Here is a 26,626-nt window from a genome sequence, read left to right on the forward strand (position 1 = left end):
GGTGGCAGCGGCTTTGCAGGGTCCCGATCGCCCCGGCGTCGACGACCCTGGCCGCGGCCGACGCGTCGCGATCGACGTCGGCAGTGTCCGGATCGGGGTTGCGTCCAGCGACCCGGACGGAATTCTTGCGACACCGGTCGAGACCGTACCTCGCTCCAAGGAACGTGGACCCGACGCGCCGGATATCCGGCGGATTATCGACATCGTGTCCGAATACGAGGCCGTTGAGGTTATCGTCGGACTGCCACAGACGCTGCGCGGCGAGCAAGGTAAAGCCGCCGGCATCGCCACTGCATTCGCAAAACGACTGCAGCGGGCCGTCGAACCGATCCCGGTGAGACTGTCCGACGAGCGACTGACGACGGTCACGGCTGCGCGCAACCTCCGCGAAAGTGGAGTCAAAGCTCGCGGTCAGCGTCCGATGATCGATCAGGCTGCGGCAGTGGAGATCCTGCAAGGCTGGCTGGACGAGCGGAGTAGAGCAGTGAAACCAGGGGAGTCGTCGGGGGACACGCCTGTGTCGGAGTCCGATCGGTGAGCGGGCGGTGGGATGAGGGCGGCTCCGGCCGGCCCACCGGTTCATTCGATTTCGACAACGACGAGACCATGGTCATGCGTGCGCTGCCACAGACCATCGAGCCGCAGCACCTGTCCAGGGCAGAAGCGCGCAAACAACGCGAAGCGCAGTCCAAGCGAGCTAAACGGGGCAAGAAGGTCGGTGTCCTCGCGCTCCTCGTCTTGGTGATCGCGGTTCTCGGCGTCGGTGCCTATGGCGCGACGTGGTACATGAACCGCACGCAAGCGGCGGCGGACTACGCCGGTCCGGGCGGGGCACCTGTCGTGATCCAGATTCTTCCGGGTGAAACTGCGTCGGAGATCGGTGCCACGCTCGCCGAGAAGGACGTGGTTGCCAGTTCGGCAGCGTTCTACAACGCGGCCGTGAGTAACTCCGCCGAGATCCAGAGAGTTCAGCCCGGTTTCTACCAGGTACCTGTGCAAAGTAGTGCCGCAGAGGCTCTGGACACCCTGGTCGCTCCTGAATCTCGTGTCGGCCTGGTCGTCGTTGCCGCGGGGCGTCAACTCCACGACAGCAGTGACGCGCAGACCGGCGCGCTCAAGAAGGGCATCTACAACCTCATCGAGGAAGCCAGTTGCGTCGGAACAGCCAGTGCACAGACTTGTGTCTCGGCCGACGAATTGAATACTGCGGGAGCATCTTCCGATCTGGCTGCGTTGGGAGTTCCGTCGTGGGCGATGTCGTCCGTGCAGGGCGTGCCGGACAAAGACCGTCAACTCGAAGGCCTCATTGCGGCAAGTAGTTGGGATTTCGATCCCACCGCAACGCCGACGGAAATCCTGCGGTCATTGGTCCAAGGCAGTGCCGAGAAGTACGAAAGCACCGGCATTCTGACCGCCGGATCCGGCGTCGGACTCTCGCCGTACCAACTGTTGGTCGCGGCGTCTCTGGTCGAGCGTGAGGCTCTGCCCGACGACATGTCGAAGGTCGCTCGCGTGATCGTCAACCGCTTGGCTGTCGATCAGCCGTTGCAGTTCGACTCCACGGTCAACTACTCGCTCGACACCACCGAAGTTGCGACGACGGATGATGATCGCGCACGGGTGACACCGTGGAATACCTACGCAATGCCCGGATTGCCCGCCACGCCTATTGCGTCACCGAGCATCGAGGCGCTCCAGGCAGTTGAATCTCCGGCCCCCGGCGACTGGCTGTATTTCGTCACGATCAACATGCAAGGCGAAACGCTCTTCACGCAAAGTTACGACGAGCACCTCGCCAACATCGTTCTAGCGCAGGAAAGCGGGATTCTCGACAGTGGTCGGTAGCACCTCAACCGCACGCAAGGCAGCAGTTCTCGGCAGCCCCATTCAGCATTCGAAGTCCCCGTTGCTGCATCTCGCGGCATACGAGGCCTTGGGTCTGACCGACTGGACCTACGACCGGATCGAATGCACGGGGGAGCAGTTACCCGCGCTTGTCGACGGACTCGGGCCCGAATGGGTCGGACTGTCGGTCACGATGCCAGGGAAGATCGCGGCCCTCGAATACGCGTCGGAGCGCACCGCGCGCGCCGTTGTTATCGGGTCGGCAAACACGTTGGTGCGCATCGACGGCGGATGGCGAGCTGACTGCACCGATGTGGACGGTGTCAGCGGTGCCTTGATCGCCGGCGGTGTCGGTGATCTCACCGGTGCCCCCGCCGTGGTAGTCGGGGCCGGCGGAACGGCGCGGCCCTCGCTGGTTGCCTTGGCGGATATGGGTGTTCGCACCGTGACTGTTGTCGCCCGCGATCCGGGTCGTGCATCGGGCGCCATCGAATGCGGCGGCGCGGTTGGTTTGGACATCGATCTTGTTGCGTTCGACGATCCTCGTCTCGGCGGAATCTGCGCTGACTCAGCTGTTCTCGTCAGCACCGTTCCCGCTGATGCGGCGGCACCCTTTGCCTCGGAACTGGGTAAGGCACCATTTGTCCTCGATGCGATTTACAACCCCTGGCCGACGCCATTGGCCTCGGTCGTCGAGGCTGCCGGTGGCACCGTGATCGGTGGACTGGCGATGTTGCTCAATCAGGCCTTCGGGCAGGTTGAGCAGTTCACTGGCAAGCCCGCACCGCGTGAAGCGATGGCTGCCGCCATCGCTTAGCTTTATCCACAGCGGCGGGGTAGTCCACAGCACGATTTCGTCGGCTGCAGTGGTGGGTGGTCGCCTCCATGCTCGATGCCATGTGGATGATGGTGGTGTTGGCAGTTACGGGCGCGGTAGCCGGTTTTGGTGCGCGTTTTCTTGTTGACGATTGGTTGCGCCGAAACCTGTATGCCGGCATTTGCGTCCGTTGCGGTGCGCCTGAATTATGCGTCGCGGTGGGCTGGTTGTTTGTCGGTGTAGCGACTTCATCTGCGGTACAGCTTGTTTCGGGCTTGGTGTTTGTGTGGTGGTGCGTCGCGGTGTCGGTTGTCGATGTTGCGGTTCGCCGATTGCCGAACAGCTTCACCGCGGCAGGCTATGCCGTCGTGCTGGGTGTGTCCGTGTGGTCGGGAGCGTTGTGGACCGCGGTGATGGGATCGGTATTGCTGGCGGGAATACACCTTGTGCTGCACCTGATTTCGCCAGGAACTCTGGGCGCAGGTGATGTGAAGCTGGCACTTCCGCTGGGTGCGATCACGGGGTTGGGTGGTGCGCAGGTCTGGCTGCTGTCTGCTTTTCTGGCCCCGGTGATCACAGTGGTGGTGGCTGTTCTGCTGGCGAGGCGGTCGCAGATCCCTCATGGGCCATCGATGTGCGGCGCCGCGCTACTTGCCTGGACGATCGGGTGAGCGTGTTCAGTGTCCGTAGTGGTAGCGGCACGCAGCGATTCGGATCTGGTCGTCGGCGATTTTGTAAATCAGACGATGCTCGTCTGTGATCCGCCTCGACCAGTAATCTCGAAATCCATGTTTGAGTGGTTCGGGTTTTCCGATTCCTTCGTTATCAATGCGCTCGACGTCAGTGATGATGTGAATTGATTCGTAGGAGTACTTTCCGGTCCTGCGTTTGCCACCAGACGTAGTCTTCCCAAGCATTTTCGTCCCAGACCAGTTTCAGTCAACAAGATCTCGGACGGTTCCTTCGCCCGACTCCAGGCGATCGATCGCGCTCAGGAGACGCCGGGCATTTTCCGGGCTTCGCAGCAGGTATGCGGTCTCCTTCAACGATTCGTAGTCCGCCAGCGAGACCATGACGACCGGTTCATGTCCGGCACGTGTGATGACGACCTCTTCGCGATCATCGGCAACCGCGTTGAGCGTTTCTGCGCATCGTGCGCGTGATTCCTGACCATGCCTGGGCGCGGCACCGTCTCTCGTCACTGTTCCCTGACTGTCGCCGGCGGCGGTTGCCACGGGAGGGCGCAGGGTCCATTCGCGCTGCTCGTCCCGTTCATTTGTGAGAGCGTCGGGGCGTGAACACCAACGAGTGGGCAGACGACTACCGCCCGCAAGCTAAAGACAGTCCCTTCACGCTCATCGTCGAGGGCGAGGTTTTCACTGTCACGGTGCGCGAAAATGGCAGTGAGGATTACACCTGGGAATCCGGACCGAACAAGAACTACGGGTTCGGTGGTGGCTCAGTACAGGTGGCCAGTGTTCAGGATGGCGAGGTTCCGGACGCCGAGCCGTACCTGTCGACGATTGACGATCACCGCAGGTCGATCAGAAACTTCCTCGGCATGATCGACCCCGAAACCGGGTACATCGAATAAGTGCGCGGATGACGGCGATGGCCGAATGATCGTTGCCGCAGGAGATACCGGTCGGAACTGCGATGAAGGTGAAAAGTGTTTCGTGTCAACCGAATCGGAAACGATTGACCTCATGGAATGTGGTGAGTGCGCCAGTTCCGTGTGAACGTGTCCAGCGTGGCGGTTAGTGTTCGTCGTAATGCTCACCGTGTGCGGCATGTCGATGGCCATCGTGGACGTAGTCCGTGTGATCGCCGTGCGGAACGGCGACATGGCCGCACCCTTCGCCATGGACGTGATCGTGGCGTTCGTGTACGACGTGCTCCGAGGTCTCACATTCGTCGACATGATCGCCGTGGGGACGATGTAGGTGCCCGTCGTGCGCGTAATCGACATGGTCACCATGCGGAACGGCAACGTGGCCGCACCCTTCACCATGGCTGTGCTCGTGTTCCGAGTGTTGTTGATGTTCTGTTGTCATCGAAAACCCTTTCACTGGACGAATCAGTCAGGCGGTGGTGAACGCTGCCTGCCGTGTGCGAATTTGTTGCCGGTGAGACACGCTCGCCGCGTTCAGGAGTTGTGTTACTTCCGCTCTCCCGAAGCGGGGTGCACGGCCTTGCCGTCACCGCTGAAATGAGGCTGCATCGCTTGGTTGCATATTGACCTGACAGTGCCGACATTACGCCGGTGTGCCACAGGACACGTGGAAACGGGTGAGTCGTGGACGAAGGGCCCGGGGTTCGTTCGGGTCGAAAAGGATCTGAGACAAAGCGAAGTGACGGTCTTTACTCGGCACCCAGTCAGCCAATTATGGCGCCATCGACTGAATTGTCTCCGCGAGGTCGTGGTCGGAGTCGGGGCGTCCAAAGCGCAACGAATGGTTGCGTATGCGATTGCGGCTCGATATTCTGATATGCAACCAATCGTTGCAGAAGAGGTGCCGGTAATGGAGTACGGACGAATCGAGCGGTCAATCTACGTCGAAGCCGCTCCCGACGTGGTTCACGAAGTCATCAGCAGTCCTGAACATTTGACGGAGTGGTGGTCCGACGAGGTTGTCGACCTGGAACCGGTTTCGGGTTCCGTCGGCGAACTCGTGTGGGGCGAGCGGACCTCGCCTGAGCGTCATGTAGCCCGGATCGAGGTGGTCGACGCTGCGCCGCCCCGGTTGTTTTCATTCCGATGGGCTCACTTGGTCGACGACGCGGTGCCCCCAACAAAGAGCCTGTTGGTGACATTCGAACTCACTCCCTCGGGAGAGGGTACGACGCTCCGTATGACGGAAACCGGGTTCCGTGAAATGGGCTGGGAGGTCGCGGTTCTCGAGGAGCAGTACAACTCACACGTCGAGGGATGGAACCGGCATCTGCCGCGGCTCGTAGAGTGCGCCACCCGACTGGGGGCGAGCGGATGAACTTTATCGACGACGACCTGTGGACAGCGATCGGGGACCCCACACGAAGACGAATGCTCGACTTGCTGTTGGCAAACGGGGAGGGGACGGCAACCACTCTGAGTGAACAGCTACCCGTAACCCGTCAAGCAGTCGCGAAACACCTCAGCACTCTCGACCGCGTTGGTTTGGTACATGTGACGCCCGCCGGCCGGGAGAGGCTCTACCGGGTCGATGCCGCGCAACTTGCTCGCGCCGTAGCGCAGCTGAATGCAGTCGGCTCGTCGTGGGATGCCCGGTTGCAGCGCATCAAACGGATCGCGGAGGCAATCGAACGTAACAACCGGAAATGAGAAGAAGGAGGAACTCGAGATGGTCGACATTCTGCACAGGGTTGGGATCAAGTCGTCCTCTGTCGGCGATGTCTACGCAGCGTTGACGACGATTGACGGTCTGGCCGGCTGGTGGACCAGAGACACCGACGGCGATCCGAACATCGGAGGGACGCTTCAATTCCGCTTCGGTGAAGGCAGGATCGAAATGACGGTGGCAGAACTCCAGCCGGATAAACGAGTGCTGTGGGAGGTGACTGCAGGGCCGGAAGAGTGGATCGGGACCCGCGTGGTGTGGGACCTACGACGCGACGACGACTTCACAGTCGTCCTCTTCTCGCACGAAGGGTGGAAGGAACCGGTGGAGTTCCTGCACCATTGCAGTACCAAATGGGCGCTCTTCCTGATGAGCCTGAAGTCGATGGTTGAAACCGGCACTGGCGCACCAGATCCCCGTGACGTCAAGATCGACAACTGGAATTAGCCGATTCTCCTTCCTGACTCCTGGTCGTTGGAGTCGAAATCAGGACATACACTGCATCATCGCTCATCATTGAGGATGTGACCGGCGATCATCGCGCGAGATCGACAGCCAACCGCACGCTCGAGGTAATTCCTCCCGGTGCGGGAGCTGCCGCGATGTCTTCGGGAATCGTGTCGGTGGCCTTGCATCTGGTGGGATTCGAGGTCCTTTCGCTGGTGTGGCTGGGGATTGGCGCAGCAATCTGGCTGGTTCTGGCTGTGGTGTTCGTGTCGCGGTTGGTCGACAATCGCGCCCGGTGGATCGACGAGGCCGACACTCCGCCGGCTCTCACCGGAGTGGCCGCAACAACCGTGTTGGGTACGCGCGTTGTATTGCTTGACTGGGATCTGGTCGGTTATGCCGCGCTCGCGATTGCACTGGTGGCGTGGATCGTGCTCATACCGGCGGTGATTCGACACTGGACTTCGCCGACCGTCGGCGTGCACTTTCTGCTGTGCGTCGCAACGCAGGGTTTGGCCGTACTCGGTGCGACGCTCGCTGCCACGACTACGGCGCACTGGATTGCGATTCCGTCGGTGGCTGCGTTTGTGCTTGGCCTGGGGTTCTACGTGTTGGTGCTCGTACGGTTCTCGTTCAATCAGCTCCGAGTCGGGGCCGGTGATCACTGGGTGTTCGGCGGCGCCCTGGCCATCTCGACGCTTGCGGCCGGAAAACTCACAGCGGCAGCGCCCGTGGTGGGCTGGCCGGAAGCGCTTCACCTGTCGTTTCAACGATTGAGCATCGTGCTCATGATTCTCGTTCTCGGCTGCTACGGCGTGTTGTTGATCTGCGAATTGATCTGGCCTCGATTGGAATACGACGTCAGACGTTGGTCGACGGCGTTCCCGATGGGGATGACTTCGGCTGCGTCACTGACCGTTGCGGTGACGGCGTCGACCCCGTGGTTGAAGACGGTGGGCGAGATTCTGGTGTGGCCGGCGGTAGTCCTGTGCATCGTTCTGCTGATCGCATCTGCGTGGCGATTGTGGACTGTGAGTTCACCAACCCCGACGGTGGGGCCGTGAGCCGACAGGTTCACCCTTGCGCGCGTCGTCGCGGCTGCGATAGACGATGTACGGCCGAAACAGGTACGCGACCGGTGCGCTGAACACGTGTACCAGGCGCGTGAACGGCCACAACGCAAACAACACCATGGCGATCGTGACGTGGATGTGGAAGTCGAGTGACGCCTGTGCCATGAGGTCGCCACGAGGCTGGAAGATCCAGATGGATCGGAACCACGGGGATACCGTCGTCCGGTAGTTGGATTCTTCGCCGAACGCTCCGGATCCCAGCACTGTCGTGGCGAGACCTGCGACGATTGCGGCGATCAGCACGACGTACATCAGCTTGTCGTTCCAGGTCGTGGCCATGAACACCGGTCCCCGGGTCCGCCTGCGATACACCAGGATCCCGGCGCCGACCAAGGTTGCCAGGCCCGCGATCGAACCGAGAACGAGCGCTTGCAGGTGATAGATGTGGTCGGATATCCCGATTGCGTCGGTCCAGGATTGTGGGATCACCAGGCCGATGACATGTCCGATGATGACCACCAGAATGCCGAAATGGAACAGGGGGCTGCCAATTCTCAACAATCGATGCTCGTACAGTTGCGACGATCTCGTCGTCCAGCCGAACTTGTCGTAGCGGTAACGCCACCATGTGCCGCTGACGAAGATTGCCAACACGACGTACGGCACTATGTCCCAGTAGATTTCACCGGCAGACATCTCACGTCACTCCTTCGCGGCGGGGTGGGACGGTCAGGGTGAAGAGTGGGAGTCCGACAGATTCGGCGGGTGGTCCCGAGGCGGCGAGCTGCTGGGCGCGACGCATGTCGTTGTCGGAAGCCGGCGGCAGTGTGTTGCACACTGCCCTGAGAACAGGAGCGTACGGCGAGTCCGAAGCGGCCAATGACGCACTGATCATGTCAATTGGAACCCGATGCGCCGAAAGAAGTTTCGCGCCGGAATCCGGGTCGACGAGAGCAGCGAACTCGAGAACGACGGTCAGGTGATCTGCCGATTCGCTTTTCGGTGGGTCGACGCCGGCCGCGCGGTATGCGTCGGCAAACGCCAGGATTTCGCGCCCGCGATTGCGTGTGTCGCCCGCAGTCCAGTACGTGAGGTACAGCGTGCTGCGCCGTTTCAGATCGAATGTCTCGACGTACTGCGCCGCCGCTGCGAATTCATCGCAGTCGCGCAAAAAGCCGTGCGTATGTGCCAGTTGGCCTCTGGTGTCGGGTGGGAGATGCTCGAGAATATCCTGGACAAGCGCGAGTCTTTCGCCTTGTCCATTGTCGGGGTACGCCAACAACAATCCGGCAGCGTGCCACACCAAGCGGTCCTGCCCAGCGCTGCGCCGACGTCTGCCGAAGCTGATCATTGGGTCTCACCTCGATCAGGAAAGAGTCCGCTCGGCGAACCTTTGCCATCCCAGTTCAGAAGGTTGACCCGGGACGGGTTGGTCGAGTTGGCGGACAGTTCGCCGGTAGTCTGACGTTCCTTGAGCGCATGAAAGGTCTCGACTGCCACCGGGACCGGGCCGCCACTGGCCTCGCCAAAGGGGCCGGACTCGTGCATGCCCGGCCCACCGTCGAAGTCGAGAGCACAGTCGGTGGCTGTTTCTTCGAGCTTGTGTCCGTCGACGGCATACGCAGTGGGAATGATGTAGCGCTCGTCGTACTTCGCCAATGCCAGGAGGCGATACATCTCGTACATGCTTTCCTCGGTCATTCCCACGGCCTCGGGTATGTGCGGCTGCGGTTCGCGTCCTAGGTTGATGTCGCGCATGTACGACCGCATGGCGGCGAGTCGTCGCAGAACCCCGTCGATCACATCGGTATCGCCTGCGGAGAACAAGCCGGCGAGATATTCGATCGGAATTCGCAACGAGTCGAGAGCGCCGAACAGGTTGCCGACGTCTTCCCCGTCGTGACCGTCGCGGCTCACGGCGTCGACGACTGGGGACAGCGGCGGGACGTACCAGACCATCGGCATGGTGCGGAACTCCGGATGAAGCGGCAACGCGACGCGATAGTCCTTGATCAGTGCGTGGATGGGAGATTTCTGTGCTGCTTCGATCCACTCGTCCGAGATGCCCTCTGCGCGAGCACCTTCGATCACCTCGGGATCATTCGGATCAAGCAGCACGTCGAGTTGCGCCTCGTACAGGTCTTTGTCATCCGGAACTGTCGCGGCCGCGAGAACCTTGTCCACGTCGTAGAAGATGAGGCCGATGTATCGCAGACGGCCCACGCAGGTTTCCGCGCACACTGTCGGCAAGCCCACTTCGACGCGGGGATAGCAGAACGTGCATTTCTCGGCTTTACCGGTCTTGTGGTTGAAATACACCTTCTTGTACGGGCATCCGGACACGCACATGCGCCAGCCACGGCACTTGTCCTGGTCGACGAGCACGATCCCGTCCTCGGACCGCTTGTACATCGCACCCGACGGACAGGACGCAACACACGACGGATTGAGGCAGTGCTCGCAGATACGCGGCAGGTAGAACATGAACGTGTCTTCGAGTTGGAGTTTGACCTCCATGCTGATCTTTTTCAGAATCGGGTCGTCGGGAACGATTTCGGGTGAGCCGGCCAGGTCGTCATCCCAATTTGCCGACCACTCCACTTTCATGGGTTCGCCGCTGATGAGGCTGCGCGGGGCCGCTACCGGCATGTGCTCACCCAGGGGAGCCTGCGTGAGATTCTCGTAGTCGTACGTCCACGGCTCGTAGTAATCCTGGATGGACGGCATCTTCGGATTGGCGAAGATGCGTGAGAGTTTCTTCAGGCGGCCACCGTCCCGGAGTCGAAGTCGGCCCTTCTGGTCCCGAATCCACCCGCCGTTCCACTTCTCCTGATCTTCGTAAGTGCGCGGATATCCTTGACCTGGGCGGGTTTCCACATTGTTGAACCACACGTACTCGGTGCCGGACCGGTTGGTCCACGCCTGTTTGCACGTCACCGAACAGGTGTGACAACCGATGCACTTGTCGAGATTCATCACCATCGCCAGCTGCGCCATGACTCGCATCAGTACGTCACCTCCTGCGAGCGACGACGCACCACGGTCACTTCGTCGCGTTGGTTTCCGGTGGGCCCGAGATAGTTGAAGGCAAATGACGTTTGGGCATAGCCGCCGGCAAGGTGGGAAGGTTTGATCAACAGTCTGGTCAACGAGTTATGAATGCCGCCACGCTTTCCCGTTGTCTCCGTGAGCGGCACGTCGATGGTGCGTTCCTGGGCGTGATAAACGAAGACCACGCCGTCCGGCATTCGATGCGACACGATCGCCCGGCACACGACTACACCGTTACGGTTGACGGCTTCGACCCAGTCGTTGTCCGATACCTCGATCTTGGCAGCGTCGCCGGGGCTCATCCACATCGTCGGCCCGCCCCGCGAGAGGGAGAGCATGAACAGGTTGTCCTGGTACTCGGAGTGGATCGACCATTTCGAATGAGGCGTCAGATAGCGGACGCTGAGACCGATTCCGCCGCCCCGGTCCCCGAGAGCAGGTTCGCCGAACAGGCTCGCCATGTCGAGTGGTGGGCGGTAGATCGGTAGTTGTTCGCCCAGTTCTTCGATCCAGTCGTGATCGAGGTAGAAGTGCATTCGACCGGTAAGCGTGTGGAAGGGTTTGAGTTCCTCGATGTTGACGGTGAAGGGCGCGTAGCGTCGGCCACCGGTTTCACTGCCTGACCATTCCGGACTGGTGATGACCGGGACAGGTCGAGCCTGTGTGTCCGCGAAGGTGATTCGGCGTTCCTCACTGCCCGCCGCCAAATGAGTGAGTGACCTCCCGGTTCGCTTCTCCAGTTGCGCGAACCCTTCCACCGCGAGCCTGCCGTTGGAAGTTCCGGACAGCGCGAGGATTGCCTCAGCCATCTTCGCGGCAGTGTCGAGTGCCGGTCTACCTGCGGCAGCACCCGAATCGAAGACCCCGTGCTTGGCAGCGAGTTCTTCCACCTCACGCGTCGGGCGCGTTGTGACGCCTTTGGTGGTGAGTCCGGCTTTTTCGACCAACGGGCCTAGCGCGGCCCACTGTTCGGCGACGGCGGGATAGTCGCGTTCGACGACGACGAGGGGACCCATCGTCTTGCCAGGGACGGGCGTCTTTCCTTGCGAGCGCCAATCTTGTTCTCTACCTGATGCGTAGGCCATAGCCCCTGGTGTGTCGTGTTGCAGCGTTCCCATCACGACGTCGCGGCGTTTTCCGAGGTGTTTTTCCGCCAGCACGCTGAATGCCTTGGCAACCGCGCCGAAAGCGTCGAAATCCGAGCGGGTTTCCCACGGCGGGTCGATAGCGGGGGAGAAGGCATGAAGGAACGGATGCATGTCCGTGCTCGACAGGTCGTGCTTCTCGTACCACGTTGCCGCAGGCAGAACCACGTCGGAAAGCAAAGTTGTGGACGTCATCCGAAAGTCGATAGACATCAACAGATCGAGTTTCCCCTCGGGGATGTCGTCAGTCCATGTGATGTCATTGGGCCGCAGGTCCTCCGGCGTCTGCTCAGCCTGCAAGTTCGAGTCCGTACCGAGTAGATGACGAAGGAAGTACTCGTTGCCTTTGCTCGACGACCCAAGTAGATTGGCGCGCCACACGCTCAGTACTCGCGGCCAGTTCTGGGGGTTGTCCGGATCGGTAACTGCGAGTTTAAGTGCACCCGAAGATAATTGGCCGGCCACATGTTCGGCGACGTCACATTCGTGTGCATCTGCCTCGTCAGCCAGATCGAGGCTCGATCGATCGAACTGCGGATAGAAGGGGGTCCATCCCATCGAGACGGCCGATGTCATCACGTCCATCGTGTGTCGGCCACTGAAATTGCCGCGGCCGACGGGGCTGGCCAGTGCGTCCGCCTGGTAGCCGTCGTAGCGCCACTGGTCGGTGTGGACATACCAATAGGAAGTGCCGGCCATCTGACGCGGTGGTCGGAGCCAATCCGTCCCCATTGCCACTGTCGCCCAACCTGTGACGGGTCTGCATTTTTCCTGGCCGACGTAGTGCGCCCACCCGCCGCCGTTGCGTCCCATCGACCCGGTGAGCAGCAGGAGGCTGAGAACTGCTCGATAGGTGGCATCGCCGTGGAACCACTGGCAGATACCCGCACCCATGATGATCATCGAGCGGCCACCCGATTCAACTGCGTTGGTGGCAAATTCACGCGCGATGCGGATCACTTGCGCGGCGCTGACTCCGGTAATCGATTCCTGCCACGCGGGGGTGTAAGGCTCAGCCGGGTCGTTGAAGCCGGAAGGCCACTGCCCCGGCATTCCGTTGCGCTGCACCCCGTACTGGGCGAGCATGAGATCGAAGACAGTGCACACCAGTCGATCACCCACGCGTCGCACCGGTACACCGCGGATCATGGATTCGCCGTGACCATCCGGGGTGTCGAAGCGCGGAAGATGTATTTCTGCAGTTTCACCCCAATCGGTATCGACGCTCAGAGCAGGAACGATATCGCCCAGGTCGAGATTCCACTTTCCGACGCCTTCGTCTCCGAAACGGAAACCGAGAGAACCGTTGGGTACAACAGCGTTGTCGGTCGCGCTGTCGAGAACAACCGGTTTGAACGCAGCATTTTCGCTCGCCTCACCCAGATCGGCGGCGGTCAGGTTCTTGCCGGCGACAAGTCGGCCGTCGCGCTCCTCGATGGTGACGAGGAACGGCAGGTCGGTGAACTGCCGCACGTAGTCGTCGAAGAACGGCTCACGCTGCTTCACGAAGAACTCCGACAGGATGACATGGCCCATCGCCATCGCCATAGCTCCGTCGGTGCCGGCGGCGCACGGCATCCATTCGTCGGCGAACTTGGTGTTGTCCGCGTAATCGGGGCTGATAGCGACAACTTTGGTTCCGCGGTACCGAACCTCCGCCATCCAATGAGCGTCGGGGGTTCGGGTGACCGGGACGTTGGATCCCCACATCATCAGATACGACGCGTCCCACCAGTCCCCGGACTCGGGCACATCCGTCTGGTCACCGAACACCTGAGGCGATGCCACCGGGAGATCCGCATACCAGTCGTAGAAGGACGTCATGACGCCGCCGATGAGTTCGATGAACCTCGACCCCGCAGCGAAGGACACCATCGACATCGCCGGAATGGGGGAGAACCCCGCAACGCGGTCGGGCCCGTACTTCTTGATGGTGTGCACGTGTGCCGCGGCGATCATCTCGGTGGCTTCGGCCCAGGTGACCCGCACCAGGCCCCCTTTTCCCCTGGCCTGCTGGTACTTTCGTCGACGCTCCGGATCAGCTTGAATGTCGGCCCACGCATCTACGGGATCGCCGAGTCGGGTCAGTGCCTCGCGGTACATTTCGACCAGCACACCACGTGCGTAGGGGTAGCGGACCCTCGTGGGCGAGTACGTGTACCAGGAGAAAGCTGCCCCGCGTGGACAGCCACGCGGTTCGTACTCGGGACGGTCCGGTCCGACCGTCGGGTAGTCGGTCTCCTGGGTTTCCCAGGTGATGATGCCGTCCTTGACATAGATCTTCCACGAACACGACCCGGTGCAATTGACCCCGTGCGTAGAGCGCACCACTTTGTCGTGGCTCCAACGATCGCGGTAGAAGATATCGCCTTCGCGGCCGCCTGTGCGGTTCACGGTGCGAAGGTCGTCCGAGAATTTCCCAGGAGTGAAGAAGCGCCCGCCGCGGAGCAAGATATCCTCGGCGCTGCTACCGATGTGTTCGACCACTGTGCACTTCCTTCACGTCTTCTCCGTTTGCCGCAGCGAGGGAAAATCTGACGAATGAGCATGCACGTCCATAGAACCGCAAATTCGGATTCGTCGCGACGGTTCGGGCGAAATGGGCAGTCACATTTCAGTGGCGTTCTTCGAGCCCGACAGCTTCCCGGAGTCGTTTGGCGGCAGTTCGGAGCTCGGGATCATCGAATGCGGATGAATCCAGCATGGCCGCCAGTGCTTCGGCGATGACGTTGAGTTTTTCTTGCGACGCTTCACTTGCGCGGCGTCCGGCATTCTCGAGCAGTACTACCAACAGCAGCGTGAAAACACTCGCCACGGTATGAATGGCAACCTGCCAGGTCTTGAGATCCGTCCACCACGGCAAGCTGATAAACCAGGCCACAACAATGGCGACACACAGGAAAAAGAACGGTGCCTGACTGACTCGCAACTCGGCATGCTCGACGAACCGGTCGAACCGCGAGCGGCCGTTGCCACCGCTGCGGGTTTGCGCCGCGTCGCTGCTTCGCTCCATTACCAGAACTTTAGTCGGCGACGATTGTCTGCGCGTGTGTTTACGCGTGCATGACTGCGGTGAAGGTCATGCGGTCACCACGGTAGAGAGATCGCCTCTGTTCGATGGGCACTCCGTCGATGTCGTAGGACACTCGGTTGAGGAGGAACATCGGGGTTCGGGGGTCGACGTTGAGTAGTGATACTTCTCGGGCGTCGGGGAGTACGGTCTCGATGCTGTCGACGACCCGATCGAATTGTATTCCGCGTGTGCGTAGTTCGGCGTACAGAGAATCTCTGTAGTCGAAGGTTTCCATCAGACCGGGGATTCTCTCTGCGGCAATGCGGGTCGTTTCCAGTCCGACTCGGACATTGTCGGTGGTGAACACTCGCTCGAGTTGTACGACTGCGGCTCCCGGTTCGATGTGCAGGAGACCCGCGAGGTTGTCGTCAGCGCCGTCGATGGACCATCCGACCAGAATTCGGGTAGCAGCCATGCCCTTGTCGCGTGCGGCCTCGGTGTAGGAGCCGATAGCAAGCGGCAGAACGACTTTGGGGTCGGCGACAACGGTTGTTCGACCGCGCCGCTCGATGCGCCCGGCAACGAGCAATTCCCGCATGGCCTGACGCAGAGTTTCCCGAGATACGTCGTACCTCTCGGCGAGATCTCGTTCGGAGGGAAACGGGTCTCCTGGTGACAGGTCGTCGAGAAGCGCGTCGAGATTCTTTCGCACGATCTGATGCTTGAGCATCCGAGGTTCTGCGTCGACCACCATGCGTCAGACACTATCATTTCTTGGTCTAGACCAAGATGTCACTGTTAGTTCATTGTCAGTTCATGCAACGGATTCACCTTGGTCTATACCAACCTGCATCGTGTGTGTCATGACGAATTCGACCGCGACACAAGCGCTTAGCGAAACTGCCCTAGTCGGCCCTGCCATTGAACTAGTTGTGATGGACATGGCCGGCACCACTGTCGCCGACGATGGTCTCGTCATCGACGCCTTTGATGCCGCGGCCACTGCGGTGGGTCTCGCCGAGACCGGCACAGACCGCGAAGACGCTCGCCGCTATGTCCTCGAAACGATGGGCCAGTCCAAAATCGAAGTCTTTCGAGCACTCTTCGGCGGAGAAGACCGCGCCCAAGCCGCCAATCACGCCTTCGAAGCGGCGTACGACGCGCGCATCGACGGCGGCGTGACCTCAGTGCCCGGTGCTGCCGACGCCATTGCACAGCTCCGGGAGGCCGGCGTTGCAGTGGTGTTGACGACCGGCTTTTCCCCGGCCACGCAGCATCGCATTCTGGATGCTCTGGAGTGGGGCACTATCGCTGATGCTTATCTGGCGCCGGGGGATTCGTTCCGAGGGCGTCCGCATCCGGATCTCGTGCTGGCTGCTGCACTGCACTGCCGAGTCAGTGACATGGCGGCCGTCGCCGTGGTCGGTGACACCGCGAGCGATATCCGCTCGGGTCGACGCGCCGGTGCGTCCGTCGTTGCCGGGGTCCGCACCGGCGCCCACCGGAGTGAGGTTCTGATCGATGCCGGCGCGACCCACATCCTCGACAGCATCACCGACCTCCCGAGCCTCGTCCTTCTCTGAATTCGCTTAGCCCTGAACTCGACTGACGCCTTGTCTTCCTGCCTTCACTCGACCGAACGGACCACGACATGAGTACCCGCACTCTTCGCCGCACCAGCATTGCTGCGGCCCTTCTTTCCACCGCCGCACTCGTCGCTGCCGGTTGTTCCGGCTCCAGTGCTGAAACCACAACTGAACAGGGATTTCCGAAAACCCTGACGTTGGCCGCAATTCCGGCTGAAAACTCCACCGATCTCAAGGCAAGCTACGATCCGGTGATCGAACGACTGGAACGCGAGACCGGGGCGACCGTCGAATTTGTCCAGGCATCCGATTACGCGGGCGTGGTCGAAGGTCTCATCGCCGGCAACGTCGACCTCGCGTTCTTCGGTCCCTTCGCCTATGTTGTCGCCGGTATCAACGGTGCACAGATGACACCCCTCGGTGCTGTCGTGAAGAACGAAGGAACTCCTCCCGGATACCAGTCCTACGCAATCACCCGCTCGGACAACCAGTCCGTCAACGGTCTCACCGACTATGCAGGCAAAAAGGTCTGCTTCGTCGATCCCAGTTCGACATCCGGATTTCTGTATCCCACTGCCGGGCTCATCGAGGAAGGTGTTATCGCCTCCGGTTCGGAGGCAGACATCTCCGCCGCGGTCACCCCCATCTACGCAGGCGGACATGACGCGTCGGCGCTCGCAGTCAAGAGCGGGGACTGTGACGCCGGTTTTGCATTCGACACAATGGTCGACAAGACCATGATCGACAACGGTGAGCTGAAGCCAGGTGAGCTCAAGACTGTCTGGAAGTCGGAGATGATCGCAGGATCGTTGTTCGCTGCCAACAATGAACTCGGACCCGAGGCGATCGCGACCCTGAAGGATGTATTCGGCGAGGGTATGAACTCCGCGGCCTTCCAGGCTGACGGAATCTGCTCCGACGAATGCCGCATTACCGACGAGCGCGCTTGGGGCGTCGTCCCGGCACAGGACAGCGATTACGACGGCGTCCGCCATGTGTGTGAGGTCACCGGCTCGCAGAAGTGCCAAGGCTGATCATGCCCACATCCCCGAACGACATAGTCATCAGCGCACGTGACGTCACGAAGACCTTCGGGTCCACCACCGCACTCCAGAACGTCAACCTCGACGTACACCGCAGCGAGATGCTGGTGCTGCTCGGTCTTTCGGGCTCCGGCAAGTCCACACTGCTGCGCTGCATCAACGGACTGCATCCGATCACGTCAGGCAGCGTTACCGCGCTGGACACCCGTATCGACACAGCTCCGGCGCGGGACGTGCGCGAACTACGCAAGAACATCGGATTCATCTTCCAGCATTTCAATCTCGTTGGACGCCTCAGCTGTCTCGAGAATGTTCTCGTCGGAGGTCTCGGGCGATTGCGTATTCCCCGCTACGGGGCGCTGACGTATCCGAAGTCAATGCGCATCGAGGCACTGAGCTGCCTCGACCGCGTCGGACTCGCCGATTTAGCCGAGCGCCGCGCCGATACACTCTCCGGCGGGCAGCAACAGCGCGTGGCCATTGCACGCACCCTGATGCAGCGGCCGAGCATCGTGCTCGCCGACGAGCCAGTGGCCTCGCTCGACCCGGAGAACGCCGGCGTTGTCATGGACCTGCTGCAGCGAGTGTGCACCGAGGAACAACTGACCGTCGTGTGCACGCTGCACCAGGTCGACCTCGCGCTGGGCTGGGCGCACCGGCTCGTCGGCCTTCGCGACGGAGAAGTTGTTCTCGATCGTCCGGCGAGCGGGCTGAGACGCGAGGACGTCATGCCGATCTACCAACGCCTCGCACCCGAGCGTGACGCGTTGTCGGTGGTGGGATCGACGTGACCACCACGCTCGGTCAGCCACCACCGAAAATTGTTTCTACACAGCCAGTTACGCGAAATCGGCGTTGGCTACTCCCCGCTGTGAGCGTGGCCGCAGTGGTCGCGACAGTACTCTCGGCGAAGTACATCGACTTCGCTCCCGCGACACTGATCGACGGCCTCGAAGATGTTCAGCGTCTACTCGGACGCATGCTCCCGCCGCGCGTGGACGACACCGGCCGGATCGTCTCGCTCGCATTCGACACGCTGTTGATGGCGGTGCTCGGTACTGTCCTGGCTGCGATCGCTTCCATCCCCTTGGCTTTTCTCGCTGCCCGCAATACGACGCCGCACCCGTGGGTGTACAGCGTCGCGCGGGCCGTCATCACGTTCTGTCGAGCCATGCCCGACCTGCTGTTCGCAGTGCTGTTCGTCCGGGCACTGGGAATCGGTGTCCTCCCCGGGATTCTCGCACTGGCACTGCATTCGATCGGCATGCTCGGAAAGTTGTTTGCCGATGCGATCGAGCAAACCGACAGTGGGCCACGGGAAGCGATCCGCGCCACCGGCGCCGGCTATCTGCGCGAAATGATCAATGCTGTTGTTCCTCAGGTTGTTCCGTCGTGGATCGGCGCGTTCGTCTACCGCATTGATATCAACCTGCGGATGTCGGTGGTTCTCGGATTTGTCGGTGCCGGCGGAATCGGGTTTGCACTACAAGATGCGTTGCGTGGACTTGTCTATCCGCGCGCCCTGGGGATCGTGCTTGTCATTCTGGTCATCATCGCCGCGATGGAATTGGTGGCGATCGTTGTACGGCGCACGCTGCTCGTCCCGTCGATCGGTGGACCCCGCCGTGATCGAGCGATGCGTATCGGTGCTTCGACGCTACTGATCGCCTCCTGCATCGCCTCGTTTGTCGTACTCGACATCGACCCCAGAGCTCTTTTGACGTGGGTTGGGCCTTCCATGGAGGTCTTCGGACGCATGGTGCCGCCCGACTTCTCCTCCCTCGGCGTCGAACTACTCGACGCCACCGTCCAGACTGTTGCTATCGGTGTCGTATCCACGGCCATCGGCGTCGGACTCTCGATCCCGGTCGGAATCCTCGCCGCTGCCAATGCGACGCCGCATCCTGTGCTTTATTGGCTCGCGAGGGCGTGGATCGTTGTGGTACGCGCCGTACCCGAACTCATTCTCGCCGTCGTGTTCGTTGCAGCTGTCGGGCTCGGCCCGGTGGCGGGCACGTGCGCCCTTGCGATCGGCTCGGTGGGATTTCTGGGCAAACTTGTCGCCGACGCTGTCGAGGAGATCGACCCGGGTCCGCTCGACGCAGTGACATCCGTAGGCGGAGGATGGTGGAACCGAATCTTCAGTGCTGTTCTGCCACAATCTATTCCTTCGATAGTGGGATCCAGCCTTTACTTGCTCGACGTCAATATCCGCACGTCTACCGTCTTGGGCATCGTCGGCGCAGGCGGTGTCGGATTTCTGCTGTTCGAGTCGATTCGCACTCTGAACTTCCAGATTGCCGGCGCGATCGTCATCGTCATTTTTGTCATCGTCTACATCGTGGAAAGGGTTTCCGGATGGATCAGATCACTCCTCGTCTGACACGAGCTGCCGTATGGAACCGCAACGGCGTCGACATCAGGGAACTCGAGATTCCCGAACTCGGGCCGGGGGAAGTCCTCGTCCGTGTCAGCCTCGCCACGGTCTGTGGCAGTGACCTGCATACCGTGTCCGGACGCCGCGACGCGCCGTGTCCGTCGATCCTCGGGCACGAAGCCGTCGGGCGAGTGGTCGCCATCGGACGTGGTGCAATCCCTGACGTTGTGGGGGAGTGCGTGCGTCCACTCGCTGTCGGTGACCGAGTCGTGTGGTCGGTGACGGTCCCGTGCCATCGATGCCCTCGCTGCGCCAAGGGTTTCACCGCCAAATGCGTGAACGTGCGCAAGGTGGGGCACGAATCAGCACAAGGTCCATGGACATTGAGCGGGTCGTACGCCGCGCATATCGTTCTGCCGAGCGGGGTCGCGATCGCGCTGGTTCCCGATTCATTGACTGACGCGGTGGCCGCACCTGCAGCGTGCGCGACCGCGACAGTGATGGCAGCACTCGAAGCGGCGGGGCAGCTCACTGACAAACGAGTGCTGATCTACGGTGCTGGGATGCTTGGTGTGACCGCTGCCGCTGCTGCAACCGAGGCGGGCGCGCTAGTGCAGATGGTGGAGCCGAATCCGGTGCGCCAAAGTCAATCTCAACGGTTCGGTGCCTCCGACGGTGATGATCGGTTGCTCGCCGATATTGCGATTGATTTCTCCGGTGCCCCGGCTGCAGTGAACGCTGCCCTGCAACGCCTCGACCTGGGCGGTCGTCTTGTACTTGCCGGGTCAGTCAGCCCAGGCCCTGCCGTTGCAGTAGACCCGGAGGATGTCGTTCGTCGGTGGCTGACCATCACTGGTGTGCACAATTACGAACCGCGCCATCTCGGTCAGGCCGTCGCGTTCCTCGCCGCAACGAGTGAGAAATATCCGTGGGCAACTCTCGTTGACCACCCTGTACCGCTCGATGATGTCAGTGACGTTCTTCGGCCCCCAACGTCGCCGGTTGTACTCAGATCGTCAGTCGCGCCCTAGTGGTGCTTATTGGTGCAGGAGAAGCGGGTCCTGTGCGATTTCGATGACGGTCGCGGCGCCGGTACATTGGGCCGACAGGTGGCTGGACTACAGGATGGAATGCTGACGTGAGTGAGATCGAGTCGTATTCCAGAGTCGGATCGGTTCCGGGGACCGTTCTGATCGTGTTGAAGCGGGTGAAGCTCGCGCTGTTGTGGGGCGCCTCGTATCATCCGATTGTCACGATCAACGGCAGGACCCAAGCACTGCCGTGGGGTGCACACAGAGTGGCATTATCGGATACGGAGCCACTGTCGATCGACGTGTATGTCAATGAACGCAGGCTGAGATCGTTGAAATCAACGATCGGACGCTGCGCTGCGGTCATTCCTCCTGGAACAGCTCGGGCAGTGGAGTATTCGGCACCGGCACAAGGATTCTGTCGGGGTGAGTTGGGGCCGCTCGGCACGACGCGTTCGCGTGGGTTGGTCGCTCAGTTCCTGATCGTCGGCGTACTTGCATTGATCTGCGGATTCATGGCCATCGGGCTTCTCGGAGTGGGCCTGGCAGCCATGACAGGGCAGCTCGGTGAACTACGTCCGCCGCAATAATCCTTCAGAGGCGTGGCCCTTTGCCGTCGGCTCATCCGGCTAGGTTGCGCTACTGGTCTTTCCGTGATCGATCAGCTCGGAGTGGGGGCGTGCGTCGCATCGCCGTGGAGTCGGCGGTCCCGTCGATTTCGACGGAGATGAGCTAGTTCGAACTCCGCATGGCGAGCGGCGGCGACGCCCCGCAGTTGGTGATATCGCCATCCCTCGATGGGATCGCGATCCGTGCAGGAATCTGCTTTGGGTAGCTCGCTGCGTCATGCCACGCAAAATCCAACTTCGCTTGGTGGCCGTTTGACATTCATGGGGTGAACGATGTTCACGGTGCGCTCGTGCAGAACATCATCGACAACGACGAGTGTAACCTTCGCACTCAGAACCCTCCTGGGCGGAGTGGTTGCGCCCCAGTCTTTTTCCGGCGATCCGATTGTCCTTCTCGGGAAGGGTATCGCAATTGGTGAACCGGAACTCGTCCGAGAAGTTATGGCGCGACTGTGAAGTGATTGACCGCGGAGTGTCATTCTTATTTTGGAGAGGGGTGCTCTTCTGTCGTGCTACGTTGAGTAACCCGACACATCTTCAGGAGTCCGATGACGACCTCGCAGGAAGCGCCCACCTACCGCGTGATCCAATGGGCCACAGGAAAGGTCGGCCGCCAGTCGATTCGCCATTTCGTCGAGAACTCGGCGTTCGAGCTGGTCGGTGTCTTGGTCACCAACCCCGACAAAGTCGGCAAAGATGCCGGTGAGCTCGCAGGTCTGCCCGACACCGGTGTGATCGCAACGGACGACGTCAATGCCATCGTCGCTCTGGACGCCGACTGTGTGCACTTCGCGCCACAGGGAACGCTCCCGGACCTCGAGATGGTCTGTCGATTGCTGCGGTCCGGCAAGAACGTGGTCACCCCGCTTGGTCCATTCTTCCGGACTGAGCGCACCCGTGAGTACCTCGACACGATCGAGGCAGCCTGCCAAGAAGGTGGCACCTCATTTCACGGGTCCGGTCTGCATCCGGGCTACATGAGTGATCTGTTGCCGCTGACCTTGATTCGCCTGATGAGCCGGATCGACCGCATCCATGTGTACGAGACCGTCAACTTTCTCGCGTACCCATCCAATTACATCCCAGCCATGGGGTTCGGGCGCGCGCCCGACGATGTTCTTGCCAACCCGAGCCGTTCGGCAGACACCCATCACATCTACGCACAGTCGATGGAAATGATCGCCCACACCCTCGGCGCGACGATCACCGACATCACAACAACGCTGGAATTGGCCACCGCCACAGCGGACACTGCCTATCCGGGGGGTCTCGTCGAGGCCGGAACAGTAGCCGGACAGCATTACGAATGGACCGCGTGGGCCGACGGTGCGCCGCTGATCACTTTCCACGGGTTCTGGATCATGGGTGATGCCATCGAGCCTCGATGGGATTGCGGGGACGACACCGGCTACCGCGTGGTCATCGAGGGCGATCCGGGACTTGAACTGAACATTTCCCGAGGTGGCAGCATCAACGACGAAGACGACAGCGGCGCCCTGCCGTGGACCGGGTACATCGGCGCCAACGCGATTCCCGATGTCTGCGATGCGCCACCCGGAGTGATCACACATCTCGAACTCGGCGTAGTTCGTCCGCGCGGGTTGGTGCGGCCAGGTTCCCTCGTGCGTTAGAGCTTTCCTGAAATCGACCGAGAGTTCGTCGCAAGTGCACAAGGAAAGGCACAGTCATTACTGCATCCGAAGACAGCCTCGATCTGATGAGCCTGAAGGCGCGCTACTTTCGCACCCTGGACACGAAACAATGGGACGATTTTCGCTTGCTATTTGCCGACAACCTGCAGTTTTTCGTCGACGAGCAATCGCATGAGAGCGTCCGGCAATTGTTGCAGACATCGCCTGCCGACAGTCCATCGTCGGTAATCAGCCCCGCGGGAAGCTACCGAACACCGACAATCGTCGGCGCTGACGAGTTCGTCGAGTACATATCTCGCAGCCTGGCGTCGGCAATCACCGTGCACCAGGGGCACACTCCCGAAATTGCAGTGAGTAGCGACGGAACCGCGACGGGAGTCTGGGCCATGTACGACTGGGTCGAAGATGTTCACCGCGGGCTGTCGCTCAAAGGCTGGGGACACTATCACGAAGAGTATGAGCTCGATATCGACGGCCGATGGCAGATCAAGCGTATGGAGCTGACGCGATTGCGGGTCGACATGACGTCGCCGGATCGTGGTCTCTCCACGCCCGTGGCGCCCTGGACGCGCTCGACTGCAGCCAAATAATTTCCCTTGCTCTGACTACATCAGAGAGGTCGATGATGATTCGACGCACCCGCTTCCTGACCGCGGCACTCGCCGCCGCCTGTTCGACGGCACTCGTGCTGACCGCTTGTAGCAGCTCCGGTGCCGACAGTCAGGGCGAGTTATCGGCTGTTGGAGAGCCTGTGCCGGGCGGAGAAGCACGTGTCATTCAGGTCAATGAGCCGCGGACTCTTGACCCGGCAGGGCTGACGAATAACTGGGCGAATCACGCATTAATGGGGAATGCGTTGTACGGGACGCTGATGACCAACGATGTCGAGTCTTTCGACATCAAGTACAAGCTGGCCGAGGACTTCACCACCACCGACGGTGGAAGCACGTTCACTCTGAAACTCCGTCCGGGCTTACAGTTTTCGGACGGAACACCATTCGATGCAGCGGCCGTGAAGTTCAATTGGGATCGGTTGGCAGATCCTGCGTTGGGATCGAGTTCACTCGCAATGGCAACCCAGGTAAACGCGACGGAGGTCGCCGATTCCACCACCTTGAGTGTGAGGATGGACGCGCCCAACCCACACTTCGCGCAGGCGTTGATGACAAACGCGATGAACTGGATTGCATCCCCGACAGCACTGCAGAAAGGGCAGGCTGCGTTCGATGCGGCCCCGATCAGTGCCGGCCCATTCATTCTGACAGCGTGGTCGCGTCAGGACAGAATGGAGTTCGTGAAGAACCCCACCTACTGGGATTCTCCCAAACCGTACTTGGACAGCATTGTTCTCCGCACAGCGAACGACAGCAGCCAGAGAACCAACACGGTAATGACCGGTGGCGGCGACCTGACCTCGGAAATCAGTTGGCGAAACCTGGCCATGGCTAAAGCTGCCGGATTCCCCGTCGTGACGGCGCCGACGGGCGGCGGTCAATACATGGCGATGAATTTCCGCCGAGCTCCGTTCAACGACGAGCGTGCGAGAAGGGCGGTTGCACTGGCAACGGATCTCGATGCCTTGGACGTTGCCGTCAACGACGGTAAAGGGCAGGTTCCAGAGACGCTGTTCCCGGAGACATCACCGTTCCATGCGGATATCCCGCTGAAGACGACAGACAAGCAACAAGCACAGAAGCTGTTCGACGAGCTGGCCGCGGAGGGTAAGCCGGTGTCCTTCACGTACACATCTTTTTCGACAGTGGAGAACAAGGCTGGGGCGGAAGGATTGCAAGCCCAGCTCAGTGCCTTCGACAACGTCGATGTCAAAGTTGATGTCGTCGACTTTGCTGCAGGGCTAGCCATTTACGGCTCGCACGACTACGACATGATCGCCACGGGTGCAATGATTCAGGATCCCGACGCAGAGCTGTGGTCCAACTTTCACGGCAGTTCGCAGCGCAATCTCACAGGTATCGACGACCCGGAACTCAACGACGCGCTCTACGCCGGTCGCATAGCCGAATCGGTGGACGAGCGTAAGGAGGCGTACGAGATCGTGCAGAAACGGATCGTCGCTCTGACACCCGGACTCTGGTACGTGCGAGCGGCAACGTCGGTGGTCACAGGAAAGAACGTGCACGGCGTCGAACTGTATGGAATTGGATCACAGTTGCCTGAAGAGTTGTGGATCACGAAGTAACTGAATAGTCCTAATCAAAAGGAGGCTGTCGTGGGTTCGAATGTGTTGGTAGTAATCGGTGTTGGTGGGATGGGGCAAGCAATCGCTCGCCGGCAGGGAGCCGGAAAGACCGTGCTGCTCGCTGACTTCAACGAGGCTGTATTGAAATCTGTTGCAGCGCAATTGACCGGCGAGGGCCATAACGTGGTTACTCAGCAAGTTGACGTCTCGTCCGGCTCGTCGGTGGCTGCACTTGCAAACGCCGCAGCCGATCTCGGAGCGGTCACCGATGTTGTCCACACTGCGGGAGTGTCTCCGGTCCACGCAACTACGTCAGCTGTCTTGGACGTCGATCTTCTGGGGGTTGCGTTGGTACTGGAGGAATTCGGGCGAGTCGTCGCCTCGGGTGGGGCGGGCGTGGTCATATCGAGTATGGCCGGATACTTTGCCGCGCCACTTGATGCGGAGCAGGAGCGGGCACTGGCGACAACACCGTCAGGCGATCTGCTCGATCTTGCGTTTGTCGATGCCGATGCTGATCCCGGGCGCAGTTACAGCCTGGCCAAGCGCGGCAACCACTTCCGCGTGCAGGCAGCGAGCGCGTCCTGGGGTGCGCGGGGTGCACGCATCAATTCGATCAGTCCCGGTGTCATCTCGACCCCGATGGGGCAGGCGGAACTCGCCGGTGACAGTGGAGCAGGGATGCGTGCCATGGTTGCTGGGTCTGCCACACGACGCGTCGGCACGCCCGACGACATCGCTGACGCAGTCGCATTTCTGCTCGGCCCCACCGCGAGCTTCATCAGCGGCACGGACTTGCTCGTCGACGGCGGCGCCGTCGCGGGGGTGCGATACAACCGCTGATTGCTTCGCGCGATCCGCTACCAGGCCCGCGAACCGCCAGGCGCTCTCGACGGATGTTGAATCGTCGAACCCGCAATGAGTCAGCCGTCCGCACCCCACGAAAGTGCGTCCACGAAGATTCTGCTGCGGCGGATCCGTGGGGGAGGTGCACGAGCGCTGCCTCTCGAGTGAGTAACTCACCCGATGCTCTCAGATTTTTTGCTATTGCAATTGATCTATTGCCCATACTAGAGTGGCATTCGCCACACTTGACAGATTGACGGAGTCGGGAAGCTACTCACCCGCTGTATGCGCGAGTGCCTTCTTGCGTGCACTCCATGCCGGCAATGATGTTCGTGTAGTTCAGAATTCGAGTCTCTCCGGGGTCGATGCAATGCACCTCCTGCCTCGAGCAGTTCGACAAAGTTCCCTGGACGGTAGATCTACCGTCCAGGTAGAAGTGTCCGACGAGTAATTGCGTTGGGCTGTGCCGACTTTCCACATTCGGTGCTCGCCCCTGCACTGACGATTTCGTCAGTTTCGATGTGCACGTTTCC

The 26,626-nt window shown here is 60.8% G+C and carries 27 protein-coding genes and 1 pseudogene; 19 read left to right on the forward strand and 9 right to left on the reverse strand.

The features are described from left to right. The first annotated feature begins 1 nt into the window (after position 1). The 4 genes from ruvX to V2B23_RS02195 are packed head-to-tail and all read left to right on the forward strand — an operon-like array spanning position 2 to position 3,333. Positions 2–538, forward strand: coding sequence for a Holliday junction resolvase RuvX (ruvX, locus tag V2B23_RS02180; protein WP_430948814.1), 537 nt, complete (start codon positions 2–4; stop codon positions 536–538). Further along, on the forward strand, positions 535–1,845 hold the full coding sequence (locus V2B23_RS02185) for an endolytic transglycosylase MltG (RefSeq protein WP_430948815.1): 1,311 nt from the start codon (positions 535–537) through the stop codon (positions 1,843–1,845). The genes ruvX and V2B23_RS02185 overlap by 4 nt, the downstream gene beginning before the upstream one ends. After that, positions 1,835–2,662 (forward strand): shikimate dehydrogenase, encoded by an 828-nt coding sequence (locus tag V2B23_RS02190; protein WP_430948816.1) that lies wholly within the window; start codon positions 1,835–1,837, stop codon positions 2,660–2,662. Before V2B23_RS02185 ends, V2B23_RS02190 begins: the two co-directional genes overlap by 11 nt. A 56-nt stretch (positions 2,663–2,718) precedes the next feature. Continuing rightward, positions 2,719–3,333, forward strand: coding sequence for a prepilin peptidase (locus V2B23_RS02195; protein ID WP_430948817.1), 615 nt, complete (start codon positions 2,719–2,721; stop codon positions 3,331–3,333). Between the two features lie 6 nt (positions 3,334–3,339). Here the strand turns inward: V2B23_RS02195 and V2B23_RS02200 are convergent. Together V2B23_RS02200 and V2B23_RS02205 are read right to left on the reverse strand one after the other, a co-directional pair. Beyond that, positions 3,340–3,601, reverse strand: a pseudogene (locus V2B23_RS02200) (Txe/YoeB family addiction module toxin). Beyond that, the gene (locus V2B23_RS02205) at positions 3,598–3,864 is read right to left on the reverse strand and encodes a type II toxin-antitoxin system Phd/YefM family antitoxin (RefSeq protein WP_430949164.1); all 267 of its coding nucleotides are present in this window, start codon (positions 3,862–3,864) and stop codon (positions 3,598–3,600) included. The pseudogene V2B23_RS02200 and the gene V2B23_RS02205 overlap by 4 nt, the downstream one beginning before the upstream one ends. A 92-nt stretch (positions 3,865–3,956) precedes the next feature. On the opposite strand from V2B23_RS02205, the gene V2B23_RS02210 reads away from it, so the two are divergent. Continuing rightward, complete coding sequence (locus V2B23_RS02210; RefSeq protein ID WP_430948818.1) at positions 3,957–4,256, forward strand: hypothetical protein; 300 nt, start codon at positions 3,957–3,959, stop codon at positions 4,254–4,256. A 163-nt stretch (positions 4,257–4,419) separates the two neighbouring features. On the opposite strand, the gene V2B23_RS02215 is transcribed toward V2B23_RS02210, so the two are convergent. Continuing rightward, positions 4,420–4,716 carry a hypothetical protein gene (locus tag V2B23_RS02215; protein ID WP_430948819.1) on the reverse strand — a complete coding sequence of 99 codons (297 nt, stop codon included), beginning with the start codon at positions 4,714–4,716 and terminating at the stop codon, positions 4,420–4,422. A 468-nt stretch (positions 4,717–5,184) separates the two neighbouring features. Here V2B23_RS02215 and V2B23_RS02220 point away from each other — a divergent pair, with 468 nt between their 5' ends. From V2B23_RS02220 to V2B23_RS02235, 4 genes are all read left to right on the forward strand, one after another. Then, positions 5,185–5,652: an SRPBCC domain-containing protein gene (locus tag V2B23_RS02220; protein WP_430948820.1), complete on the forward strand. Its 468-nt coding sequence runs from the start codon at positions 5,185–5,187 to the stop codon at positions 5,650–5,652. Beyond that, the gene (locus tag V2B23_RS02225; RefSeq protein WP_430948821.1) at positions 5,649–5,984 is read left to right on the forward strand and encodes an ArsR/SmtB family transcription factor; all 336 of its coding nucleotides are present in this window, start codon (positions 5,649–5,651) and stop codon (positions 5,982–5,984) included. Before V2B23_RS02220 ends, V2B23_RS02225 begins: the two co-directional genes overlap by 4 nt. A gap of 19 nt (positions 5,985–6,003) precedes the next feature. Continuing rightward, positions 6,004–6,447 carry an SRPBCC family protein gene (locus tag V2B23_RS02230; RefSeq protein ID WP_430948822.1) on the forward strand — a complete coding sequence of 148 codons (444 nt, stop codon included), beginning with the start codon at positions 6,004–6,006 and terminating at the stop codon, positions 6,445–6,447. A gap of 77 nt (positions 6,448–6,524) precedes the next feature. After that, on the forward strand, positions 6,525–7,511 hold the full coding sequence (locus V2B23_RS02235; RefSeq protein ID WP_430948823.1) for a tellurite resistance/C4-dicarboxylate transporter family protein: 987 nt from the start codon (positions 6,525–6,527) through the stop codon (positions 7,509–7,511). Here the strand turns inward: V2B23_RS02235 and narI are convergent. The 6 genes from narI to V2B23_RS02265 form a co-directional block, all read right to left on the reverse strand. Continuing rightward, a complete protein-coding gene (narI, locus tag V2B23_RS02240; protein WP_317540392.1) occupies positions 7,485–8,216 on the reverse strand; it encodes a respiratory nitrate reductase subunit gamma in 732 nt (243 codons plus the stop codon). The genes V2B23_RS02235 and narI overlap by 27 nt on opposite strands. A gap of 1 nt (position 8,217) precedes the next feature. After that, a complete protein-coding gene (gene narJ, locus V2B23_RS02245) occupies positions 8,218–8,871 on the reverse strand; it encodes a nitrate reductase molybdenum cofactor assembly chaperone (protein ID WP_430948824.1) in 654 nt (217 codons plus the stop codon). After that, positions 8,868–10,526 (reverse strand): nitrate reductase subunit beta, encoded by a 1,659-nt coding sequence (narH, locus tag V2B23_RS02250; protein ID WP_430948825.1) that lies wholly within the window; start codon positions 10,524–10,526, stop codon positions 8,868–8,870. The genes narJ and narH overlap by 4 nt, the downstream gene beginning before the upstream one ends. Next, on the reverse strand, positions 10,526–14,203 hold the full coding sequence (locus tag V2B23_RS02255) for a nitrate reductase subunit alpha (protein WP_430948826.1): 3,678 nt from the start codon (positions 14,201–14,203) through the stop codon (positions 10,526–10,528). The genes narH and V2B23_RS02255 overlap by 1 nt, the downstream gene beginning before the upstream one ends. 127 nt (positions 14,204–14,330) lie before the next feature. Beyond that, entirely contained in the window at positions 14,331–14,729 is a 399-nt protein-coding gene (locus V2B23_RS02260) for a low affinity iron permease family protein (protein WP_430948827.1), read from the reverse strand. 40 nt (positions 14,730–14,769) lie between these two features. Next, complete coding sequence (locus V2B23_RS02265; protein ID WP_430948828.1) at positions 14,770–15,483, reverse strand: GntR family transcriptional regulator; 714 nt, start codon at positions 15,481–15,483, stop codon at positions 14,770–14,772. Positions 15,484–15,592: 109 nt separating this feature from the next. Here V2B23_RS02265 and V2B23_RS02270 point away from each other — a divergent pair, with 109 nt between their 5' ends. The 10 genes from V2B23_RS02270 to V2B23_RS02315 all read left to right on the forward strand — a co-directional run bounded on the left by V2B23_RS02270 (position 15,593) and on the right by V2B23_RS02315 (position 26,090). After that, positions 15,593–16,312: a phosphonatase-like hydrolase gene (locus V2B23_RS02270; RefSeq protein WP_430948829.1), complete on the forward strand. Its 720-nt coding sequence runs from the start codon at positions 15,593–15,595 to the stop codon at positions 16,310–16,312. 68 nt (positions 16,313–16,380) lie between these two features. After that, positions 16,381–17,349, forward strand: coding sequence for a phosphate/phosphite/phosphonate ABC transporter substrate-binding protein (locus V2B23_RS02275; protein ID WP_430948830.1), 969 nt, complete (start codon positions 16,381–16,383; stop codon positions 17,347–17,349). Positions 17,350–17,351: 2 nt separating this feature from the next. Further along, the gene (phnC, locus tag V2B23_RS02280) at positions 17,352–18,149 is read left to right on the forward strand and encodes a phosphonate ABC transporter ATP-binding protein (RefSeq protein ID WP_430948831.1); all 798 of its coding nucleotides are present in this window, start codon (positions 17,352–17,354) and stop codon (positions 18,147–18,149) included. A gap of 29 nt (positions 18,150–18,178) precedes the next feature. After that, entirely contained in the window at positions 18,179–19,741 is a 1,563-nt protein-coding gene (phnE, locus tag V2B23_RS02285) for a phosphonate ABC transporter, permease protein PhnE (protein WP_430949165.1), read from the forward strand. Next, positions 19,717–20,766 carry a zinc-binding dehydrogenase gene (locus tag V2B23_RS02290; protein WP_430948832.1) on the forward strand — a complete coding sequence of 350 codons (1,050 nt, stop codon included), beginning with the start codon at positions 19,717–19,719 and terminating at the stop codon, positions 20,764–20,766. Before phnE ends, V2B23_RS02290 begins: the two co-directional genes overlap by 25 nt. 107 nt (positions 20,767–20,873) lie before the next feature. Beyond that, on the forward strand, positions 20,874–21,356 hold the full coding sequence (locus V2B23_RS02295; RefSeq protein ID WP_430948833.1) for a hypothetical protein: 483 nt from the start codon (positions 20,874–20,876) through the stop codon (positions 21,354–21,356). A 587-nt stretch (positions 21,357–21,943) separates the two neighbouring features. Beyond that, complete coding sequence (locus tag V2B23_RS02300; RefSeq protein WP_430948834.1) at positions 21,944–23,026, forward strand: NAD(P)H-dependent amine dehydrogenase family protein; 1,083 nt, start codon at positions 21,944–21,946, stop codon at positions 23,024–23,026. 56 nt (positions 23,027–23,082) lie between these two features. Continuing rightward, positions 23,083–23,637: a nuclear transport factor 2 family protein gene (locus V2B23_RS02305; protein WP_430949166.1), complete on the forward strand. Its 555-nt coding sequence runs from the start codon at positions 23,083–23,085 to the stop codon at positions 23,635–23,637. Between the two features lie 281 nt (positions 23,638–23,918). Next, complete coding sequence (locus tag V2B23_RS02310; protein ID WP_430948835.1) at positions 23,919–25,247, forward strand: ABC transporter substrate-binding protein; 1,329 nt, start codon at positions 23,919–23,921, stop codon at positions 25,245–25,247. A gap of 30 nt (positions 25,248–25,277) precedes the next feature. Beyond that, positions 25,278–26,090: an SDR family oxidoreductase gene (locus V2B23_RS02315; RefSeq protein ID WP_430948836.1), complete on the forward strand. Its 813-nt coding sequence runs from the start codon at positions 25,278–25,280 to the stop codon at positions 26,088–26,090. Positions 26,091–26,626: the final 536 nt, after the last annotated feature.

The sequence above is a fragment of the Rhodococcus sp. 24CO genome, assembly GCF_050586165.1.
Classification (GTDB): domain Bacteria; phylum Actinomycetota; class Actinomycetes; order Mycobacteriales; family Mycobacteriaceae; genus Rhodococcus_F.

Bases quoted from the DNA above. Each gene is read 5' to 3' on its own strand.
- V2B23_RS02275 (WP_430948830.1), top strand. From the start codon at position 16,381: ATGAGTACCCGCACTCTTCGCCGCACCAGCATTGCTGCGGCCCTTCTT.
- V2B23_RS02220 (WP_430948820.1), top strand. From the start codon at position 5,185: ATGGAGTACGGACGAATCGAGCGGTCAATCTACGTCGAAGCCGCTCCC.
- V2B23_RS02260 (WP_430948827.1), bottom strand. From the start codon at position 14,729: ATGGAGCGAAGCAGCGACGCGGCGCAAACCCGCAGCGGTGGCAACGGC.
- V2B23_RS02265 (WP_430948828.1), bottom strand. From the start codon at position 15,483: ATGGTGGTCGACGCAGAACCTCGGATGCTCAAGCATCAGATCGTGCGA.
- V2B23_RS02225 (WP_430948821.1), top strand. From the start codon at position 5,649: ATGAACTTTATCGACGACGACCTGTGGACAGCGATCGGGGACCCCACA.
- V2B23_RS02230 (WP_430948822.1), top strand. From the start codon at position 6,004: ATGGTCGACATTCTGCACAGGGTTGGGATCAAGTCGTCCTCTGTCGGC.
- narI (WP_317540392.1), bottom strand. From the start codon at position 8,216: ATGTCTGCCGGTGAAATCTACTGGGACATAGTGCCGTACGTCGTGTTG.
- V2B23_RS02215 (WP_430948819.1), bottom strand. From the start codon at position 4,716: ATGACAACAGAACATCAACAACACTCGGAACACGAGCACAGCCATGGT.
- narH (WP_430948825.1), bottom strand. From the start codon at position 10,526: ATGCGAGTCATGGCGCAGCTGGCGATGGTGATGAATCTCGACAAGTGC.
- V2B23_RS02290 (WP_430948832.1), top strand. From the start codon at position 19,717: ATGGATCAGATCACTCCTCGTCTGACACGAGCTGCCGTATGGAACCGC.
- phnC (WP_430948831.1), top strand. From the start codon at position 17,352: ATGCCCACATCCCCGAACGACATAGTCATCAGCGCACGTGACGTCACG.
- V2B23_RS02310 (WP_430948835.1), top strand. From the start codon at position 23,919: ATGACCAACGATGTCGAGTCTTTCGACATCAAGTACAAGCTGGCCGAG.
- narJ (WP_430948824.1), bottom strand. From the start codon at position 8,871: ATGATCAGCTTCGGCAGACGTCGGCGCAGCGCTGGGCAGGACCGCTTG.
- V2B23_RS02300 (WP_430948834.1), top strand. From the start codon at position 21,944: ATGACGACCTCGCAGGAAGCGCCCACCTACCGCGTGATCCAATGGGCC.
- V2B23_RS02270 (WP_430948829.1), top strand. From the start codon at position 15,593: ATGACGAATTCGACCGCGACACAAGCGCTTAGCGAAACTGCCCTAGTC.